This window comes from Legionella brunensis (assembly GCF_001467025.1).
In the GTDB taxonomy this organism is placed as follows: domain Bacteria; phylum Pseudomonadota; class Gammaproteobacteria; order Legionellales; family Legionellaceae; genus Tatlockia; species Tatlockia brunensis.
In genome coordinates this window covers 111,621-126,717 of record NZ_LNXV01000008.1, presented here as the reverse complement: position 1 = coordinate 126,717, position 15,097 = coordinate 111,621, and the positions used below count along the sequence as shown (strand labels likewise).

The following is a 15,097-nucleotide window of genomic DNA, read 5'->3' as shown; positions in this document are numbered from 1 at the left end:
TAAACGGAAAACAACCTTGTTTGAACGACCACAAGGGGGAGAGCGTGCCATTCTTGTGCAGTTGGCACTGCCTGGTGTTGATGCTGAAAAGGCCTTAGTCGAATTTAAAGAGTTGGCATTGTCGGCTCAAGCAGAGATTATGACCTGTGTCACAGGTGCTCGCTCTACCCCCGAAGCTAAATATTACGTGGGCTTAGGAAAGGCTGAAGAAATTAAGCAGCAGGTATTGGCTCATAAAGCGGAGTTGGTATTAGTTAATCATGAGCTTTCACCTTCTCAAGAGAGGAATCTTGAGCGTTTATTAGAATGCCGCGTCGTTGATCGCAGTGGTTTAATTCTCGATATTTTTGCGCAACGTGCACGTACCTTTGAGGGTAAGTTACAGGTTGAGCTTGCGCAATTGCAACATTTATCGACGCGCTTAGTTCGTGGTTGGACCCACCTTGAGAGACAAAAAGGGGGGATTGGTTTGCGAGGTCCAGGGGAAACCCAGTTAGAAACAGACCGTCGTTTACTTCGTGAGCGCATCAAATCCATTAATAAGCGCCTGGAGAAGGTAAGGCGGAGTCGCGACCAAAACCGACGAGCGCGACAAAAAGCAGCGCTACCTACTGTTTCTTTAGTAGGTTACACCAACGCCGGGAAATCAACCTTATTTAATGCGTTAACAGGTGAACATATTTATGCAGCCAATCAACTGTTCGCAACGTTAGACCCTACCATGCGTAAACTAGAATTGCCTGGAGCCGCTTCTGTTATTCTAACCGATACAGTAGGCTTTATTCGTGATCTTCCTCACCAATTGATAGAAGCTTTTCGTGCAACACTTGAAGAAACACAAGAGGCTGATTTGTTACTACATGTTATTGATGTTTCCGATCCTCATTGGCGTGATATGGTATTTGCAGTCGAGCAGGTTTTGGAAGAGTTAGGTGCTAACGATATCCCCATGATTCAAGTGTTTAACAAAATTGATCAGCAAGAAGGTTGGGATGCCAAGATTGATAGGCAAGAAGATGGTTATAAGGTGTGGCTTTCAGCAAAAACTGGCGCAGGACTTGATTTGCTTTGTCAAGCGATTGCAACACAACTACAGGGTGCAATTATTGAAGAGGAAATTTTGTTAGCCCCTGAGCAAGCAAAGTTGCGGGCAACCCTTTATGAAATGGATGCTGTGTTAAGTGAAAAAATTGAAGAAGAAGGTGGTTGGCGCTTAAAAATTAAATTAACACAAGAACAAAGAAGACGTGTATTTGGAAATCAAGCGAAGAATTACACCCCTAATTGATATGATTTAATCTGGTTTCAAAAGCAAAGGAAAAGGGAATAGATATTTAATCAGGACTTGAACATTCCAATCGTGCTGCAGGCTGTGGACTGCTGATTTTAAGAGCTAATTGGCATCTACCTACACTGCTAACGAACCCACTTGCGAATTTTGCTTTCTTTAGAAAATTTTCGTCTATCGTCTTAAAAACACCTCTTAGTTTTATGGGTGACTCAGCCGTTCTAATTTCAGTAATAAGCTCGCGACTGAGGCTACTTTTCGTGCTGTTAGTGTTAAAGTTGTTCTCACCCATTCTATTCCAAGGCATGGTAAAGGTTCTTAAATGAAAGTTAAGTTTAGTTTATATCGCAGTATATAAACTCTTAATTTTGATAATTTTACTATTTTTAAACTATTTACTTTTAGTTTTTCCCTTTTCGTTTTGAATATATTTTGATTTTTCTTCATTCTAATTGATAAGGCTCTACCTAGTTAAGTTAGCCTTGATTAAAGTAAATAATAGCCAAAAAATGCTTAATATTTATTTAATAAAAATCCATTAAAATGCCTCTTTTTGACTTTAGGACTAGGTAAGAATGAGTATTGAGGCGCAAGCAAAAGAGTTCTTGGCGAGAGTAGAACAATATATATCCACTAACTCCAATCCAGATTTAATAAAGCAAATTTTGGTTGAACTCAATCTCCATAATATGACTACTAATAATAAAGAATTTAAGGATTTTTTACTGAAAATCTCTAAAGACGAAATTGATCTCAAACGTTTAATTCACTATGTCAAATTAAGTATTTTAAATAATCAACCCTTGTGTACTTTACTTGCATTTATACAGGAAAATAATCTAGTGAGCGATGTTGAACTTGCCGATGCTTCTAGAACATTACAATTACAGATTAATATGTTATGCCTCTTTGAAGCCGTGGTAATTACCATGGCAAATGGTCAGTATTTTGCACAAGATGTCTACGACCATCTCCTTAAGCGCAGTCCTACTTCTTACCCAGGAAATCCCTTTGCTGATTTCTTCTTCGGTGCACCTCTTAAAGCCTCTCTATTTGAACGATTGAAAATGATTTCTATCAAACCTGGCATCCTTAATATTTTATTTCATAAATCAACAGGGGAAAATGAAGAAACAAAGGCTGATGTTGATGCATTTATCATCCGTAAGCAGCTGTCAGGATGGAATGCAGATATTGAGCCTGCTAATGCTGATTTATCATACGCTACGGTGTCGGGTATGGGCTTAAATATACTTGAAGCTGCATGGGAAGATTCCACAGGGCATGCCAAAGAGAGTGGTGGAGTGGATAATGCCAAGTCAGGTATTGGCCTTATCAATATTATGGAAGAAAAAAAATATGCTAGTCATTTCAGTTTACTTTCTCATATGCTTCCTGAAGGTGTTGCTCTAAGTGACGAGGCAGCCTATGGACTTTTACCAGATTTAAAAATAAATGGCGCTAAGAAAAAAGTGTTGCAATTTGATATAGACGCAGAATGGCGTGATATCTATAACAGTTGGAATTTATTTTTTGTCATTTCTAATATCAATACGGTATTCATGCCAATTAAGCTTTTGTTACCATCGATACTTTCTGCTACACCAGAAAATTATAAAGAAGTAAGACTCTTATCTTTATTTTTAATGGGTAGCTTATTCCTCCATGAAGATGTTAAAAATAAGCCATTTTTTGCAAGTGATTATTCATTCAAAAAGGCTACAATTATTCTTGAAAAATGGGGAGAAATTAATAAGCGACATGCCAGTCAGAGAATGCAGAAAGTTTGCCCTGATTCTCCTGCAAATGTTGATGATTTATATGAGCATATTTTTGGAAATTATCCGAATATCAATTTTTTCCTGCACTTGTTGTCATTTGCGTATAATCCTCAGCAGCATAATCTAACCAAAAATTATACGATGCAAAGTAGCCAGCAAAAAAGTCCGCTCTTTTTTGCAGCGACGGCACCGGCTGCAACTACAACATCTACCAAAGGTAAAGGGCTGGCGGATAATGCTCCGACTCTACAATGAAAGGGTCGAATTATTAAAATTAGGGTTATTATTGCAAAATTAGACCACTGTCCTATTTTAACGAATTAAAACAGGACAGTGGTAATTACTAGGCGAAGTTGTCTAGAAGCATTGGTTTTGTCAATGTTTGATTGGCCAAGCTAATTATTTTTTCAATATTAATATTTTTACATTGCACCACTCGAACACCATTATCTTGGCGCAACATGGGCAGGACGCTAGTAGCGACTTTAATTTTGTCTAATGTGCTAACAGTTTCCTGTTGATCTTCTAGGCTAGGAACTTCAAGCCATGCCATTAAGCCATCTTTGTTAGCGGTTTTCCAACCTGTTTTTCCGGTTAATTTCTCCAAAGCAGCAATTACAGCTTGTCTTTGTTCCATAGAGATTGGTGCTGGTAACAAGGGTTTTAATTTTACGTCATCCAGCCTTTTTTCCTCTTTTGCTGCGATGTCGATTAAGGCAGTTAAGAGTATAATTGAACTGACATTGATATCCTCTACTTGTGTAAGCAGAAGAGACTGTAGTACCAATTTATCGCGAAGAGTTTCGAGGTCAAAAAGAGGATGTTTTTGTTGGATACGTTTTAATAGTGTGCTTGCCGCAACACGTAGGGCAATCACTTGCTTGAGTTTTTCATCCGCAAAAATCGTTTCTTTCGCGTCAACTATACGTTTTAAAATTAATTTTTGCAAAGGCTCAATAGTGCTATCGATTAGTTTGATTGCTTGCGAATAGTCACTGCTTTCATTTTCCTTTTCCCCTGGATGGCGCAATAAAATACTAGGTTGTCCAAGTGCACGAAGAAAAATATTAATCAAACAAGTACCAGTTCGGCCATTGGCATTACCATAGGGATGAATGTCGGTAAATTCATAAAAGATCTTTCCTAAACAATTAGCAATGTCTGGTAGATTATTGGGATCAAGTTTGCGCAGTTGTTGCAAGCTTTCAGTGGCAAATTTTTCCATTGCCTGCGGGAGTTCATGAGGGTAACGGCAAACCTTGACAATACGATCGACAAGTTTTTTCTCTTGAGTTGTTAATTTACCTTCGTGATAAGCAGTTGCTAATTTATGTAATACAATAGCACCCGGGGACGTCGGATTTTTTGGATCTATAAAGGGGGTTTGGGAAGGATGAGGTTTAATGCTTTTGTTATTTTTAATTTTCTCTAAAAGATTTATAAACGGTAGTGCGTCTTCTTCGGCAACTCCCTGCATTTCTAGAGCTTTTGCAAAAGTAGTTTTAGATTTAGCCTTATGTAAATTAGAGAAATAAAGAATAAAATCTGTACTTAGTTGTGCGCCTTGGTGCCAACGCATTACCATTTGCTGGGTATAGACTCCAGCCTGATGTCCATGTGTCGCTAACAGTGTATTACCAATAAAACCATGAAGTTTATTTATCCATTCGAGTAAAAGCTTTTCATCGACCTTATCTAGCCCTTTTTCGCGAATATAAGGCAGAATTGTTTTCTGCGCATAAAGATAAGCATTTAGCATATCTTCATGTTGCCCAGCCTCGGGGAAAAGTGCATCTTGGAATGTTTCTGAACCCGCTAAGCGCAGCGGTGAGGATTCAGGTTCAAAAGCATAAATTAAAGCAGGATTAAATTCGGTTAAGTCTTCTAAATTGTACATTATTTGATTTCACGTGATGAACGGACGCATAATATACCAGAAGACTAAAAACAAAACAAAAGGGCAATTTAAAGGGCAGCTAGACGAGGCTTGCACCACTAGGTTGTGGTCTGGTGTCTAAGTGCTTCATTCAAACTAAAGGCAGTTTGTGGGCCATAAAGTGTTTGACTGAGCTTGCCTTGAGGATTAAAAATAAAGGTCGCCGGAACGCCGGGAATACTGCCTAATCGCAATTGTTTTGCCGGGTCTTGTAGACTGGGGTAGCGAATATGGTATTTTTTAATCAGCTGTAATTGTTCGTTTACAGATAGCATGTCGTAATTTACTGCAAACAAGGCAACGTTGTTTTTTCGTTGTTTGTAAAATTGATTCAATTCATGAATCTCATCAAGACAAGGTTGACACCAACTTGCCCAATAATTTAGGAGTACCCACTTTCCCTTTAAGCTATTAAATGTGATTTGTTCCCCATTAATGGTGGTTAGAATTGCATTAGATGCTTGTGCGCAAGAGCAGGTGATTAGAAAGGTTATGAGTAATAATTTTAAACGGTGCATCTTCTCACCTTGGTTAAGTAAAAGGCTTATTATTCTATTAGTTCGAGTTTAGATCAATGGGGTCAAAACTCGACTGATGATAGATTAGTATCTAGGGTATTTTAAAAAAACAAGCAACCCTCTAATAAAAAAGGGTTGCTGTTAAATGGCAATTTCCTGGGGCTTATACAGAGGCATATTGGCCACTGAATGCAATTAGGGGGTAGGCGTTTCTTCCTTAATTTCTACTTTTTGTGATTGCGGTTTTGGTTTTGCAGCGAGCAAGCTATATTTATCAAGGCCCATAAGAAGTTGTACTTCTTGAGAGGGAGTATGCCAATCTGGTACTTGGAGAGCTGGTTTTTCTTCCGGTGTACAAGGAGGTATAGGAATCGGATCTCTGTCTGGGTTGAGTGCTCGTTCCTCCATTTCTATACGAAGTAGTTCAGAAGCAGATAGGGGTTGCACCTCTCCCTCATAGGCAAAGGGTAATAGCCGCAGCTTTGCAACTAGCCAAAAAGCATCCCATTTACTGGTCAATTCACAATAGCCGCATTCTGCTGGAGCCGCTTGCAATTTTGCGTAATCGGAGGGAGACAGTGTTTTAATTCGATTTAAATTCTCGCGGCGATAGATTTTAGTATCCTCTCCAATTACAAGCAGTGGTTGTAATTGCCGATAATGGAAATCAGCATCGGGGAGATGTTCAAGACCCCCGTATTGTCCTTGCTCTAGAATCTCATGGCCATTCATCACGTGGTTTAGATCTTGAAGTGAGCATTGCATCCCGGCAATACATGCTTCTTTATTTAAATGATTAATACAGCTGTTAAAATCACCATCCCCACGTGCAGCAGTAGGTGCTTCGCGCGGAGATGGCGTAGGGTCATAAGGACGTTGGGTGTATACACCTACACGGTTTAATTCATTGTGTAAGTTATTGGCCAAAATACTTCCCCAGGTACCAAAGCGCTCTGCTAATAAGACACGTAAATCACCAACCATTGACATGTGGCCGGCGGCAAAATGATCGGAATAATAATGAAAAACAAATAATTCAGTACAAAAAGTCAAAGCCTGATAGCGATAAAAAAGATCTTGTAAATTTTTAATGGAAAAACCATCTTGCTTTGTTTGTAATGTCTTGAATATATTTTGTAGATCTTCATTTGTAGATTGATAGTCGGCGTTCGCAATTAATTGTTTTAACTCATAGGCTATGCGCGCATATCTAAGCGCAAGATGATGTCCTAAGGTATAAACGCGAACAGACCACGGGGTAAAATGAGTTTGATTACGATTTAACATTTCACCATAGTCTTTTACACGAAAATAAAACATCAGTTGCTTGACGTAGTCATTTAAGGTTGCAGAAAAAGGAATGTAGGTACTGCCATCGATTTTATAAATTAAGTCGATATTAGCGCGGTTGACGTCAGGGGAGGCCAGATTATTATAAGCCTTAATAAAGGCACTTTCTTCTTCATGTGTAACAGGCTGTTCAATTAAATATTCACCCAAGCTGCAACTTGACGGCTGATCGGCAAATTGTTCTGCCATTTTAAAACTGTGGCAACTGGGCAAATTAAGCTTCATGTTCCAATTGCGATCCGTAAAAAAATCAGCCGCCATAGCAATAATTTCCCCGGCAGTCATTTCTAGAGTCATCGGCTCAGGGATACCATCTTCATGGTAGCGCATTAGCTTTAAGTGAAGGATTCCTTGCTCATCAACACGTAAGTAAGGGTTATCGTTAATCCCTGAAAAACGTAAGGCATTTCCTAATTGAGTGTGTTCTTTGGTATCCACAGGAAGCTCCTTTTCCTAGTCTTGGTCTTTCAGCATAGTGCAAGAATTTTAATTTGTCAGGTTGATATGATTTCTACTAGAAGGAAGTTTGCTGACTGTCATTTAACAAGCTTGGTTTTTCAAGTATGCTATTTTTATTTCCGTTAAATCCGTTTCTATGAAAATTATCCAAGTTGAAAAACTACTTACAGGAACCTTGATACGTGAAGGCGCAGGCGTGAAGTTGCATCGCTATATAGGTACAACAAGGCGGAATGATTTTGATCCTATTTTGCTTCTTGATTTTTTTGATAGTGAAGAGGCAATGGATTATTTGGGTGGGTTTCCAGAGCATCCTCACCGTGGGTTTGAAACGGTTACTTATTTGCTCAATGGGCAAATGGAGCATCAAGACAATCAGAGACATCATGGGGTTATTGGACCAGGGGATGTCCAATGGATGACTGCTGGCCGAGGAATTATTCACTCTGAAATGCCTAAGCAAACACAGGGACGATTAAGGGGATTCCAGCTTTGGTTCAATTTACCCGCGGCTAATAAATGGGTTGCTCCTCGTTATCAAGAATTTGGAGAGGCTCAATTACCTGTCGAAACTCATGATTCTGGGCTAACCATTAAAGTTATTGCAGGTCAGACAGAGCAAGGTACACTCTCGCCTATTGAAGGTATAGCAACTCAGCCCATTTTCTTTGATATTCACCTGCCGAGTCATAAAGACATGAGGCAAGGTATTCCTCTAGGGCATCAGACGCTTGTTTTTGTATTGTCAGGAGAAGTTGCAATTCATGGGGAAGTAATTAAGGAAGGTGTTTTGGCAGCATTGAGCCAAGGGGATGTTTTAACCCTGGAGGCAATAAAAGAAAGTCATTGCATATTGGTTGCTGCAAAAAAAATAAAAGAACCCATGGCTTGGCTTGGGCCGTTTGTGATGAATACTCAAGAAGAGGTTATGCAGGCTTTGGATGACTATCGGAATAATCGATTTTGACAAGGAGAAATAATGGCAAAAGTATTGGTTTTGTATTATTCCAGCTATGGTCACGTTGAAACCATGGCTGAAGAAATTGCTAAAGGTGTTGCAGAAGTCGATGGTGTGGACGTTGTTATCAAACGTGTGCCAGAACTAATGCCAGAAGAAATTGCCAAAAAAGCAGGTGTTAAACTAAACCAAAAAGCTGAGATAGCCAAGCCACAAGAACTTGAAGAATATGATGCCATTATTTTTGGTACCCCTACCCGATTTGGTAACATGGCTTCACAAATGCGAAATTTTCTTGATCAAACTGGTGGTATGTGGCTTAAAGGTAGTCTAATTGGCAAAATTGGTAGTGTATTTGTCTCTACAGGTACAGGTGGTGGTAATGAGTCAACCATTTTGTCATTTTGGAATACTTTAATGCATCACGGGATGATTTTGGTAGGAACACCCTATTCCGAAAAAGGATTGACTGATTTAAGTGCTATGCGGGGAGGTTCTCCCTATGGCGCAGGTACAATTGCAGGACCTGATGGAAGCCGTACGCCAACACCCATTGAACTTCAGATAGCACGATTCCAAGGTAGGCATGTCGCAGGTATCGCTAAACGACTGTTTGGCTAAAGGCTCTTTAACAGTGGTTGACCTGTTTTTCTTTGTTGATGGCAGCGAACTACTTCTTGGCAAGGAGTGCATAAATTTTCTGCCAAAACAATGGTCTAATAACAAAAAATATACTCATTGAGATGTATATTTATTCATTTTGATGTTTGCTGGACAAAGTAAATAATGTATAATCAGTGGTCTCCCTCTTGATCTACCTTATAGATACACAGAGCATAGATTACCCCATTAAATTTGTAATGGGGTTTTCAGTTAACTTATGATGAGAGTTGGATGGCAATCAGTTTAATAATTTTTGCAATATTGGTTTTGACAGTGATCTGTGTGATCGCTATGTTTCACGGGCTTATGAAACAACCTGCTGTAAGATTGTCCTCGTTAGATTATCTCAAGCTTACCTTCAGCGGTATTATTGCCTTCATTGCCGACACCTTAGGAATTGGTAGTTTTGCAGTCAATGTGGCTTTGGCTAAATTATTGGGTACTTTTCCGGATGACGAATTACCTGCTGTTAACAATGGGGCTCAAGTTATACCCGGCACCATCGAATCATTTTTCTTCATGCGCCTAGTCGATGTTGATCTCACCACTCTTATGACTCTTGTGTTAGGTACTTGTGTTGGCGGCTTAATTGGGGGCAGTGTTGTTAGTCGTCTAAGTAAACAGGCTATTCGTTTAGCAATGATGTGTTGCTTTGTTATTATTATTGGCTTGTTAATCTGCCATCAATTACGCCTGATGCCAATTGGTGGAGACATCGTTGAATTACATTCATGGAAGTTGATCATTGGCTTTTTTGCTATGGTGATTTGTGGTGCGCTAACCTCGGTTGGGGTAGGCTTATTTGTTATGGTTCAGGCGGTATTATTCTTATTAAATGTATCACCTGTCGTCGCTTTCCCCATTATGACCACGGCAGGGGCCATGCAACAACCGCTAACAACGTTAGTATTTGTGCAACAAAATAAGATTCCATTGAAAAAAACTCTAATCCTTAGCGTAGCTGGTTGTATAGGGGTGTTTATAACCTTACCGATATTTGCCAAGCTGACAGTAACCTGGTTGCATTCTTTACTGTTGGCAATCCTTCTTTTCAATCTTTACGCCATAACTCGTGCTTATTTACGTGCCAGACCGAAAAAAGCATATCAGCCTACCGAAATATCTTTCGTTCCCGTAGACTAATTTCTTTTAGATCGAATTAAAGAGTTGGTCTTTTTGCAAAACGAGTATCCATGCAAAAAGCAAAATCTTGTTGTAATGCTTCATCCAATTCCTGAATCATTGCTGTTCTTAATTTTGGGGAGTACTGTGTAGTAATACTATGAGTATGTGGTAAATAGGACAAAAAGATTTCATAATGTGGAGAAATTATCAAAGATCTATTGGTGGCTTTATCCTTAATAAAACGGTAATTCATTGCTTTTGCAAGTTTTTTCATTTTCTTTTCGTCTAAATCAATAGATGTTGGCATGTTTATTTTATGTTTAGGAAGAGGAAGCGTTAGTCTGCCTGCAAGAAATGATTTATCTCTTTTCCTTGTCATTTCATTGTTCGTTTTTGCTAGATACTCTTGGAACTGCGCTAAGCATTTAGATGGGTCTTTTATCAATAAATCTATCTTTTCTTCATCAATCTGGTCAAGTTCACCTATGGGTGTTGAAATATCGCGTGAAGTAATTTTCTTTTTATAGTTAGCTGGTTTAGCAACCCCTGCTTTCTTCGCCAATTGAATGTCTAAGGTATCTGGAGCTTGATTATGCTTTTCAACCAATGTCTTTTCCATGGTTTCTCGTGTACTTAATTCCTCCATATCTAAGCTCCAATATTTCCCGTTACCAATATGAATCGCAGCCATACCTTGATAGCTACCTGCGTAATGTTTTAACAAGTAGTCATCATGATTTTTCATGTAAATTTTTGCTCCCAGTGATAGGGCGCAATCATTCCAACCACTACAATTTACATTTGTTTTTAAGAAGAAGTTAAGAGGGGGAATTGTTGGAAAGCGTAAAAAGTTTGTTTGTATTTTATTATGTAAATCGGGAATGATTCCGTACTCACTAATTGAAAACAGTTGTGATTTAGGAAAGTTGGCTTGTCCGTTACCAAAAAAATCATTAAATATTGTTTCTCCTTTGTGTTTCCCATGCGCCTCACGCAGCACATTGAGTAAACTGATATAGTGAAATAATAATGCACCACTTTGACATTCAAGCGAAGCTTGATTGACTGAAGAATTCAGTAAATCGTCTAAAGCAGCTGATGCTTTTACTCCTGATTTTAAAGTATGTATACCAAACGTAGTATCGAACTCAAAAAATTCAGGGGATAATTGTAAAATATAATCCATAGCCTTTTTTTCAAGAACCTGATCGACATTTGCTCCTTCTCGAATTTGTTCACGTATTACCTCTAAAGGCTTTTGTATTTTTTTTTGTGAAACGGCTTTTTTAAAATTTTGAGCTGAAATCATTAGGGCAGTTTGGTAAATCTCTTGGGTATTCCAGGAATTAGGGGGGGCGAAAAGGCAGAGTTGTGAGCTCATGCTGAAATAAGAAAGGCTATTGGGGCAAAAGTTATGATCGTCAGGTAAATCAATAAAATTGTTGCTATTCGATGTTGTTGATGCCAATCCAATTTTTCGGAATGATAAAATTAAAAGTAAAAATATAAATATTTTTTTAATATATTCGATTAATGGCTCCACAATTATTCCCCTTTGCGAAAAAGGTAGAATTATCGCATTTTTTGTAAAAAAATAAATCACAATGGATTTTGACTGACTTCCCGCTCTGTTGTTGTAATCTCATTGACTTGAGTGATTGTCTATAAAGCAAATGGCAACAGCCCCTAAAAATGATAAAATACAAGTTGACGCCTGCGTTGCCTGATATTTGTTATTTACTGCCGCAAGTTTCGAAAAGAAGTCTAATATTGTTTTATAAAATATCCACATTCCACAAAAGGTCTATTGATGGAAGAACAAAAAAGTAAATCTCAAAAGAAACGTGATGCAGAAGCTTTGAGAAAAGTCGGGGTAAAATTGATTGCTTTAAATCCTGCCAAACTTGACGGTTTGCCATTACCAGAAAATTTACGTCAAGCCATCATGGAGGCTAAAGTCATCAAAAGTCATGGCGCTATAAGACGCCAAGCGCAATTAATAGGAAAGTTAATGCGTGCTGCAGATAGCGAAGCAATTTTGACTGCTTATGAGGCGATAGTTGCTGAAGACAGCGCACTAACTGCTGAATTTCATGAGTTAGAATTGTGGCGTGAGCGTTTAATTAACGAGGGGAAGGAGGCGCTCACGGAATTTATTGATCAGTATCATCCAGCAGATGTGCAACATTTACGACAATTAGTAAAAAAAGCAGTGGATGAAAAAAACAGCAATAAGCCTAGTGGCGCTGCAAAGGCATTATTTCGCTTTCTAAGGTCATGTTTATTATGAGATATTCATTATTCATTAGCTGCCCTAAGGGATTAGAGTATTTGCTTGAAGAGGAACTCAAAGCTTTAGGCTTGCACGTCACTCGTGTTAGCCCTCAGGGGGTTTATGGCGAGGGCGAGATAGCAATTATTTATCAGCTTTGCCTATGGTCTCGTTTAGCGAATCGAGTTCAGCTTATATTATTTACTGGTCAAGCACACAATGAGCAAAGTCTTTATCAACTTTGCAATCAATTCCCGTGGCAAACGGTATTTACTGCGGATAAAACTTTGGCAATTGAGTTTCATGGTTCTTCAACACACATTCGCAATTCAATGTTTGGCGCGCAGGTTGTTAAAGATGGTATCGTGGATCACTTCCGCCAATTTAAGGGTTTACGCCCATCTATTGATAAGGAGCGTCCGCAAATCCGTTTGCATGCCCACCTTAAAAATGACATTGTTACAGTCAGTTTCGATCTGACTGGCTACAGTTTGCACCAGCGCGGATATCGTACTCAAGCGGGTGAGGCGCCTCTTAAAGAAAATATCGCAGCCGCCATGTTAATTCGCGCTAAGTGGCCACAATTGGCTGCTAAAGATTATAGTTTGCATGATCCATTTTGTGGTTCAGGAACCCTGGTTATTGAGGCTGCCATGATGGCAAGTCACATTGCCCCCGGCCTGCTGCGACAAGACCAATCCCTCAATTATTGGGCCCAACATCAACCCTCTTTATGGGAAAAAGTTCGCACTTTAGCATTGCAACAAGTCAAACCACTCAAAGTGAAATTAAGAGGAACCGATAGTAATGCCAAGCTTATTAAGATTGCGCATGCAAATGCTGAGCGTGCCGGTGTGCTTCCTTTGGTAGAATTTGTGGTTATGGCAGTGAATGATTGTCGGCCTGACCATACTAAAGGATTAGTAATTTCTAATCCTCCCTACGGGGAACGCTTAGGCGATGCAACACAGCTTGTCCCGTTATATCAGCAATTAGGTTCTACCCTGCACTCTCATTATCAAAGTTGGCAAGCTGCTGTATTAACTTCAAATACCATGCTTGCTAAAGCGTTGGGGCTACGTGCAGAGAAACAATATACCTTATTCAATGGCCCTTTAGAATGTAAATTATATTGCATGTCTTTGGATGAAGAGAATCGTCTAAAGACAGGAAAAACGGGTACCTTATCTCCTGGTGCACAAATGCTGGCAAACCGCTTAAAGAAAAATCATCAGCATTTGCAAAAATGGGCTAAACGAAATCAGATTAGTTGTTACCGCATTTATGATGCTGATTTACCAGAATACGCCTATGCAATTGATATTTATAATGAATTTGCAGTTTTGCAAGAATATACAGCCCCCGCGAGTATTCCAGCTCACCTTGCTGAGAAACGCAGCCTAGAAGTAATTCAAGTAGTACCAGATGCTTTAGGCATTTCTCCAGACAGGCTTGTAGTCAAAAAACGCAAGCAACAAAAGGGCCGTAATCAATATGAAAAAATGAATGAGACCAAACATGTTATGACGGTTACTGAAGGGCAAGCGAAACTAAAAGTTAACCTTTATGATTATTTGGATACGGGATTGTTTTTAGATCATCGTCCCTTACGGATGCGCTTTGCCGAATTAAAGTCAGGAACACGCTTTCTAAATTGTTTTTGTTACACGGCAACAGCAAGTGTTCATGCCGCTTTGGCAGGTGCATTAACCACGAATGTGGATTTGTCCAAAACCTACTTAAAGTGGGCTGAAGATAATTTTAAACTTAACCATATTAACTTATCACGACATCAATTCATTCATTATGATTGTTTGGAATGGCTCAAGTTAACTCGAGATCGCTTTGACGTTATTTTTCTGGATCCGCCTAGTTTTTCAAATTCCAAACGAATGCAACAAACTCTCGATGTGCAACGTGATCAAATTGTCTTGATTGATGCCTCTATGCGCTTACTAAATCCTGGAGGCGTTCTCTACTTCTCCACCAATTTCAGGCAATTTAAGTTATTGCCAACTATCCAGGAAAAATATCAGGTAAAGGATATCAGCGCGGAGACAATTGATTTGGATTTCAAGCGTAACAAGCGTATCCATCATTGTTTTATGATTACTAAGACTGTGTAAATAGACCTTGATGAGCTATCCTCATCAAGGTTCAAAAAAAATTATTTACATTATATCATCAGCAGCGGATGAGGCTTTTTCTGTAGTAACTGGCTGAGCTGGGGGAATTTCTCCTCCATGAATTTGTGTCTTTAAGTTTTTCATGCGACCAGCTCTAAAAAATAACTCGGCGGTCAAATACAAAGGAGCAACCAATGCTTGCCAGAAGTTATCCACTAAAGCAGGTCGTTTCCCTTCGATATAATGTCCCGCTAATTGTAAAATCCATCCTAGAATAAAGATAATAACAAAAGTCCATAAGGCGCCACTCGTAGGACCTGCCCAACTAATAAGATTAGCTATCCATAATAAGCAAATAAAAATGGGTGTTAATATTAAAGCCAAACGCCAGTTTAAAAGAAAATAATAAATAAGTACGATGACTGTCCCAATACTCGCAAAATTTGTATCGAGAACCCCGGGAACAATTAAATGGAAAAATCCTAAAAAAAGCATTAAAGAAAAAATAATTAAAGGTACACCGATAAGATGAGTATAAAAGGTTATGGGTTTTTGATGGTATTCAGCATAAAACTGCGCTTGCTCAATAAATGATTTCATTCTGTTCATCCTGAAAAGTTT

13 protein-coding genes are annotated in these 15,097 nt (G+C 39.0%); 7 read left to right on the top strand and 6 right to left on the bottom strand.

Going from position 1 to position 15,097, the window contains the following annotated elements; all coding sequences use genetic code 11:
- The first annotated feature begins 16 nt into the window (after positions 1–16).
- Positions 17–1,288, top strand: a complete 1,272-nt coding sequence (gene hflX, locus Lbru_RS05720) for a ribosome rescue GTPase HflX (RefSeq protein WP_058441383.1) — start codon at positions 17–19, stop codon at positions 1,286–1,288.
- A 46-nt stretch (positions 1,289–1,334) separates the two neighbouring features.
- Here hflX and Lbru_RS05715 read toward each other — a convergent pair whose 3' ends face one another.
- Complete coding sequence (locus tag Lbru_RS05715) at positions 1,335–1,580, bottom strand: hypothetical protein (RefSeq protein ID WP_058441222.1); 246 nt, start codon at positions 1,578–1,580, stop codon at positions 1,335–1,337.
- A 283-nt stretch (positions 1,581–1,863) separates the two neighbouring features.
- On the opposite strand from Lbru_RS05715, the gene Lbru_RS05710 reads away from it, so the two are divergent.
- Positions 1,864–3,324, top strand: coding sequence for a symporter (locus Lbru_RS05710; RefSeq protein WP_065235427.1), 1,461 nt, complete (start codon positions 1,864–1,866; stop codon positions 3,322–3,324).
- Positions 3,325–3,412: 88 nt separating this feature from the next.
- On the opposite strand, the gene Lbru_RS05705 is transcribed toward Lbru_RS05710, so the two are convergent.
- The 3 genes from Lbru_RS05705 to Lbru_RS05695 form a co-directional block, all read right to left on the bottom strand.
- Positions 3,413–4,966, bottom strand: coding sequence for a Fic family protein (locus tag Lbru_RS05705; RefSeq protein ID WP_058441221.1), 1,554 nt, complete (start codon positions 4,964–4,966; stop codon positions 3,413–3,415).
- Positions 4,967–5,064: 98 nt separating this feature from the next.
- The gene (locus tag Lbru_RS05700) at positions 5,065–5,523 is read right to left on the bottom strand and encodes a TlpA family protein disulfide reductase (RefSeq protein WP_058441220.1); all 459 of its coding nucleotides are present in this window, start codon (positions 5,521–5,523) and stop codon (positions 5,065–5,067) included.
- Positions 5,524–5,718: 195 nt separating this feature from the next.
- The gene (locus tag Lbru_RS05695) at positions 5,719–7,311 is read right to left on the bottom strand and encodes a hypothetical protein (RefSeq protein WP_058441219.1); all 1,593 of its coding nucleotides are present in this window, start codon (positions 7,309–7,311) and stop codon (positions 5,719–5,721) included.
- Between the two features lie 157 nt (positions 7,312–7,468).
- Here Lbru_RS05695 and Lbru_RS05690 point away from each other — a divergent pair, with 157 nt between their 5' ends.
- The 3 genes from Lbru_RS05690 to Lbru_RS05680 all read left to right on the top strand — a co-directional run bounded on the left by Lbru_RS05690 (position 7,469) and on the right by Lbru_RS05680 (position 10,096).
- On the top strand, positions 7,469–8,299 hold the full coding sequence (locus Lbru_RS05690) for a pirin family protein (protein WP_058441218.1): 831 nt from the start codon (positions 7,469–7,471) through the stop codon (positions 8,297–8,299).
- A gap of 12 nt (positions 8,300–8,311) precedes the next feature.
- On the top strand, positions 8,312–8,911 hold the full coding sequence (gene wrbA / locus Lbru_RS05685; protein ID WP_058441217.1) for an NAD(P)H:quinone oxidoreductase: 600 nt from the start codon (positions 8,312–8,314) through the stop codon (positions 8,909–8,911).
- 273 nt (positions 8,912–9,184) lie between these two features.
- Positions 9,185–10,096, top strand: coding sequence for a sulfite exporter TauE/SafE family protein (locus Lbru_RS05680; RefSeq protein WP_058441216.1), 912 nt, complete (start codon positions 9,185–9,187; stop codon positions 10,094–10,096).
- Between the two features lie 16 nt (positions 10,097–10,112).
- Here the strand turns inward: Lbru_RS05680 and Lbru_RS05675 are convergent, their stop codons facing one another.
- Complete coding sequence (locus Lbru_RS05675; RefSeq protein WP_058441215.1) at positions 10,113–11,621, bottom strand: hypothetical protein; 1,509 nt, start codon at positions 11,619–11,621, stop codon at positions 10,113–10,115.
- Between the two features lie 267 nt (positions 11,622–11,888).
- Between Lbru_RS05675 and yjgA the strand changes: the two genes are divergently transcribed.
- Together yjgA and rlmKL are read left to right on the top strand one after the other, a co-directional pair.
- Positions 11,889–12,368 carry a ribosome biogenesis factor YjgA gene (gene yjgA, locus Lbru_RS05670; RefSeq protein ID WP_058441214.1) on the top strand — a complete coding sequence of 160 codons (480 nt, stop codon included), beginning with the start codon at positions 11,889–11,891 and terminating at the stop codon, positions 12,366–12,368.
- Positions 12,365–14,476, top strand: coding sequence for a bifunctional 23S rRNA (guanine(2069)-N(7))-methyltransferase RlmK/23S rRNA (guanine(2445)-N(2))-methyltransferase RlmL (rlmKL, locus tag Lbru_RS05665; RefSeq protein ID WP_058441382.1), 2,112 nt, complete (start codon positions 12,365–12,367; stop codon positions 14,474–14,476). The genes yjgA and rlmKL overlap by 4 nt, the downstream gene beginning before the upstream one ends.
- A 45-nt stretch (positions 14,477–14,521) precedes the next feature.
- On the opposite strand, the gene Lbru_RS05660 is transcribed toward rlmKL, so the two are convergent.
- On the bottom strand, positions 14,522–15,076 hold the full coding sequence (locus Lbru_RS05660; protein WP_065235426.1) for an Mpo1 family 2-hydroxy fatty acid dioxygenase: 555 nt from the start codon (positions 15,074–15,076) through the stop codon (positions 14,522–14,524).
- Positions 15,077–15,097: the final 21 nt, after the last annotated feature.